Origin of the sequence: Sphingomonas sp. FUKUSWIS1, assembly GCF_000733135.1 — a bacterium.
Classification (GTDB): domain Bacteria; phylum Pseudomonadota; class Alphaproteobacteria; order Sphingomonadales; family Sphingomonadaceae; genus Sphingomonas; species Sphingomonas aerolata.
In genome coordinates, this window is record NZ_JPJC01000263.1 from 3,641 (window position 1) to 8,851 (window position 5,211).

At 65.8% G+C, this 5,211-nt stretch carries 4 protein-coding genes; 3 read left to right on the forward strand and 1 reads right to left on the reverse strand.

Annotation, left to right across the window (positions count from 1 at the left end; all coding sequences use genetic code 11):
• Window positions 1-763, reverse strand: a 763-nt coding sequence (locus tag sphsw_RS19980; protein WP_268745776.1) for a cache domain-containing protein, incomplete at its 3' end; no start/stop codon positions are given.
• A 230-nt stretch (window positions 764-993) separates the two neighbouring features.
• On the opposite strand from sphsw_RS19980, the gene sphsw_RS17220 reads away from it, so the two are divergent.
• From sphsw_RS17220 to sphsw_RS17230, 3 genes are all read left to right on the forward strand, one after another.
• A complete protein-coding gene (locus sphsw_RS17220) occupies window positions 994-2,340 on the forward strand; it encodes a dicarboxylate/amino acid:cation symporter (RefSeq protein WP_260171256.1) in 1,347 nt (448 codons plus the stop codon).
• Window positions 2,341-2,407: 67 nt separating this feature from the next.
• Window positions 2,408-3,946 carry an alginate export family protein gene (locus sphsw_RS17225; RefSeq protein WP_443024408.1) on the forward strand — a complete coding sequence of 513 codons (1,539 nt, stop codon included), beginning with the start codon at window positions 2,408-2,410 and terminating at the stop codon, window positions 3,944-3,946.
• A 167-nt stretch (window positions 3,947-4,113) separates the two neighbouring features.
• Window positions 4,114-5,211: acyl-CoA dehydrogenase family protein (locus sphsw_RS17230; RefSeq protein ID WP_031441695.1), on the forward strand; the 1,098-nt coding region annotated here is incomplete at its 3' end.

Below are 5,211 nucleotides of genomic sequence, written 5' to 3' on the forward strand. Positions count from 1 at the left end.
GCGTCCCGTCGCCGAGGCGCGACCGGTCGTCCGCCAGCGTCAGCGGTGCGCGGAGCAGCGGCAGCGTGCCGAACTGCCGCGTCTGCGCGAGTGTCCGACGCCGCGCAGGGGATAGCGCGCGCGTCGTGTGGAATTCGAGTCGCGGGTCGCTGGAGATCAGGATCACGCCGTCCGCATCGACGACGAAGGTCGCCATGTGATCCTGGATCCAGGCCTGCGCGATGCGGTCGAACTCGACCTTGACGACGACGACGCCAAGCGGCCGTCCCGCGCGGTCGATCCGTCGCGAGAGATAGAGGCCGGGGCGTCCGCTGACGCTGCCCAGCGCGAAGAATTCGGTCGCGCCCGACGCCATCGCCTTGGTGAAATAGTCGCGGTAGCGATAATCATGGCCGAGAAAGCTGTCGGGGCGGTCCGCATTCGACGCGGCGATCGTCATCCCCTGTGTATCGAGCGCATAGATGACCGGTGCACCGGTGCGCGCCGCGAGCAGCGCGAGCTTGGCGTTGAGCGCCGGATCGACCGTGCCCGACGCGAGGGCCGCGCGGACATCGGTATATTCGCCGAGCATGACCGGGAGCAGGCGGTAGGTCTGCAGTTCCGCCTCAAGCAGCCGCAGGTTGCTGCGCGTCTGTTGCATCGCCCGGAGCCGGACCGCGGCAGTCGCATCCGCCACCGTCCGCCGGCCATAGACGGAGGCGACCACCGAGACGATCACGCCCAGCGCGGCGAACGCCATCAGCACCGCCAACGCGGTCGTCACCAGCGAGGATCGAGTCCGTCTCATCTGTGCGGATTATCACACAGATTCGTGTGACGCCATCGGCAAAAATGTGCATTTTCCGCACGTTCGAAGCATCGGTACGGAGCAAACTCACGCGAATCCAAGGGTTTGGCGTGCTTGACGTGATCACTTGTAGTCCGGGGTCCGGCCCGGCATTACCGCCCTCACTAACGTCCCGCGTGAGTGGACGAGACTTTCAGGAGGCGATGTTGACCCTACCATCCCAGACATATGCGGTCGCGGAAACGCCGGCACGCAAAGGCTGGACCAGCCAGCTCTATATCCAGGTGCTGATCGCGATCGCGCTGGGTGCAGCGCTCGGGCATTTCTATCCGACGTACGGCGCGGCGCTGAAGCCGCTCGGCGACGCGTTCATCAAGCTGGTGAAGATGATCATCGCCCCGGTGATCTTCCTGACGCTCGTCACCGGTATCGCGGGCATGAAGGAACTGGGCGCGGTCGGTCGCGTCGCGGGCAAGGCGTTCGCCTATTTCCTGTTCTTCTCGACGCTTGCCCTGATCGTCGGTCTGATCGTCGCCAATGTCGTCCAGCCGGGCGCGGGGATGAACATCGACGCCGCCTCGCTCGATACCAAGGGCATCGCCGACTATACGGTCAAGGCGCATGAGACGACGATCACCGGGTTCCTGATGAGCATCATCCCGGACACGATGGTCAGCGCGTTCACCGACGGCAACATCCTGCAGATCCTGCTGATCGCGATCCTGTTCGGCATTTCGCTGAGCCTGGTCGGCGAGCCTGCCAAGCCCGTGCTCAACTTCCTCGAGCGTCTCAGCCTGATCGTCTTCAAGCTGGTCGGCATCCTGATGCGCGCCGCCCCGCTGGGTGCGTTCGGCGCGATCGCGTTCACGATCGGCAAATACGGGATCGGCAGCCTCGCCAATCTCGGCGCGCTGGTCGCGACCTTCTACCTGACCGCGGCGCTGTTCGTCGTCGTCATCCTCGGCACCGTCGCGCGTCTGACGGGCTTCTCGATCTTCAAGCTGATCAAGTATCTGAAGGCCGAACTGCTGCTGGTGCTCGGCACCTCGTCGTCGGAGGCCGCGCTTCCGAACCTGATCCAGAAGATGGAGGCTGCGGGCTGCGAGAAGTCGGTCGTCGGGCTGGTCGTGCCGACCGGCTATTCGTTCAACCTCGACGGTACCAACATCTACATGACGCTGGCCGCGCTGTTCATCGCACAGGCGACGAACACCGACCTGACGCTGGGCCAGGAACTGCTGCTGCTCGTCGTCGCGATGATCTCGTCCAAGGGCGCCGCGGGCGTCACCGGTGCGGGCTTCATCACGCTGGCGGCCACGCTGTCGATCGTGCCGACCGTGCCGATCGCGGGCATGGCGCTGATCCTCGGCGTCGACCGCTTCATGAGCGAGTGCCGCAGCCTGACCAACTTCATCGGCAACGCGGTCGCGACGATCGTCGTCGCCCGCTGGGAAGGTGCGCTCGACCGCGACAAGCTGAACGCGGCGCTGTCGGGCCAGCTGCCCGAACTCGCACCGGCGCCGATCACGACCGCCGCCGCTCCTGCCGCATGATCCCGACGGGGCCGGCGCTGGCCGGCCCCGCGACCAGTACCGCATAGCTTTTATGACCTCGATGATGATGCGCCGCGTGCGCCATGCGGCCGGCTTTGCCGTCGCGACCCTTCCCGCAATGGCGCTCGCCCAGGCCGCGCCGCAACAGGCTGCTCCCGAAAGCGCACCGCCCAAGGCGCGCGAACGGCTCGGTCCCGTGTCCAAGGACGCCGCCGGCACCAGCGCGGCCTCGCCGATCGCCGAGAGCTATCCCAATGCCGCGGTCGGCGACGGCGTCACCGCGGGCGGCTACAACCAGTCACGCTGGGCGGAGGACTGGTCGAAACTGCGCGACCCGGCCAAGCGCAAGGACATCATCGACCAGCTGAAATTCATCTCGATCGCCGCCGATGGCGACGTCTACCTGACGCTGTCGGGCGAGGCGCGGCTGCGCGTCAACCACACCACCAACCCCAATCTGCGCGACAGCGAGGCGCAGCGGCAGGACATCCTTCGCCTGTTCGGCGGCGCGGACCTGCATGTCGGCGAGCATCTGCGCTTCTATGGCGAGGTCGCGCACGGCACGCTCGAGGGTGAAAATCTCGGTAACGTGCTGCCGAACCTGCGCAACAAGCTCGCGGTGCAGCAGGCGTTCGTCGACCTGACGGGCACCGTCGCCGATGTCGATGTCGGGGTCCGCTATGGTCGCCAGACCTTTGCTGACGGGCCAAACCTGATGGTCGTGCCGCGCGACAACAACACGCTGTATTTCGGGTTCAACGGCTTTCGCGCCTGGGCGCGGACCGCGGGCGTGCGCGCCGACGTGTTCGACTTCAAGCCGACCGCCTACGGCACGCAGGGCACGCGCGACGACGATGCGGAAAGCGCGCGGCGCTTCTCGGGCATCTCGACCGGCGTCGTCCTGCCCGACACGCTGTTCGGCGGGTCGAAGCTCTATCTCGATCCGTTCCTCTGGCGGCTACGCAACCGCAACGCGGTCTGGGGCACCGACAATGCGCGCGAGGTCCGCAATTTCTACGGGCTGCATTTCTGGGGCGATGCGGGGCCGGTCAATCTCGACTGGACGGTCAATTATCAGGGCGGCAGCTATGATAACCGCTCGATCAAGGCGTGGCTGATCCTGCTCGCGCAGACCTACAAGCTCGGCAAGGGCCGCAACGCACCGCGCGTCGGCTTCCACGCGGATTATGCCAGCGGTGGTGGTGCCTATGGGAACGGCACGCTGCGCACCGCGCTCGCACCGTTCGGCAACAACATCTATTACAGCTATCAGCTGTTCGCGACGCCGACCAACCTGATCGCGGTCGCGCCGAACGTCAGCTTCACCGTGCTCGACAAGTTGCGCCTGACCGCGGAATATCAGCTGTCGTGGCGCGATTCGCAAAATGACGCGGTGTACCGCGCCAATGGCAGCGCCTTTGCCGGCACGCAGAATGTGTCGGGCAGCAAGATCGCCGACACGATCCGCTTCCAGGCGGTCTATCCGATCTCGTCGCGGCTGTCCTTCACTGGCCGTTACGAGCATCTGATCGCGGGGTCGTCACTGACCCGCGCCGGGTACAAGAACTCGGACTTCCTCGCCGGCTGGCTCAGCTACCGCTTCTGATGACCTCGATCCTCCCCCTGGCGGGGGAGGATCGTGACGGCACGCGATACCGTCAGGATTAACCTGCGTCGCACCCACCCGTATTTTCCGTCCTCCCGACCATACCGGTCCTTCAATTTCGTGATCGACTGTGGCACATGGACTCCATCATCAGGAGTCACATGGTCATGGATCTGAGCTTCACACCCGACGAAGAGGCCTTCCGCGAGGAGGTGCGCGACTTCTTCCGCGAAAAACTCCCCGCGCGTCTCTCGACGCTGGTCCGCGAGGGCCGCCGGCTGCGCAAGGCCGACATGGAGGAATGGCACGCGATCCTCAACGACCGCGGCTGGCTTGCCAATCACTGGCCGCGCGAATGGGGCGGGCCGGGCTGGAGCGTGATCCAGCGGTTCATCTTCGACAATGAATCCGCGCTCGCGCACGCGCCGCGCGTCGTGCCGTTCGGCGTCAACATGCTGGGGCCGGTGCTGATCAAATACGGGTCGGAAGAGCAGAAGCGCCACTGGCTGCCGCGCATCCTCGACGGCTCCGACTGGTGGTGCCAGGGCTATTCGGAACCCGGCGCCGGCTCCGATCTCGCCGGGCTCAAGACCACCGCGGTGCGCGAGACGCGGGATGGCCGCGAGGTCTATGTCGTCAACGGGCAGAAGACCTGGACGACGCTGGGCCAGCATGCCGACATGATCTTCTGCCTCGTCCGCACCGATCCCGCCGCCAAGAAGCAGGAGGGGATCAGCTTCCTGCTGATCGACATGAAGACCCCCGGCATCGAGGTCCGCCCGATCACGCTGATCGACGGCGAGCAGGAGGTGAACGAGGTGTTCTTCACCGATGTCGAGGTGCCGGTCGAGAATCTGGTCGGTACCGAGAGTGACGGCTGGACCTACGCCAAATATCTGCTGACCTATGAGCGGACCAACATCGCCGGCGTCGGCTTCTCGATCGCGTCGTTCGAGCAGCTGAAGACGGTTGCGCGGACGCAGACGAAGAATGGCCGCCCGCTCGCCGACGATCCGCTGTTCGCGGCGCGGATGGCGCGCGTCGAGATCGACCTCGCCAACATGCAGACCACCAATTTGCGCGTCGTCGCGGCGGTGGCGGGCGGCGGCGCGCCGGGCGCGGAAAGCTCGATGCTCAAGATCAAGGGGACCGAGATCCGCCAGGAGATCACCGCGCTGACGCGGCGCGCCTATGGCGCCTATGCCGCGCCCTATATCCCCGAGGCGCTCGAGGCGGGGTGGAATGGCGAGCCGGTCGGGCCCGAC

Bases quoted from the DNA above. Each gene is read 5' to 3' on its own strand.
- sphsw_RS17225 (WP_443024408.1), top strand. From the start codon at position 2,408: ATGCGCCGCGTGCGCCATGCGGCCGGCTTTGCCGTCGCGACCCTTCCC.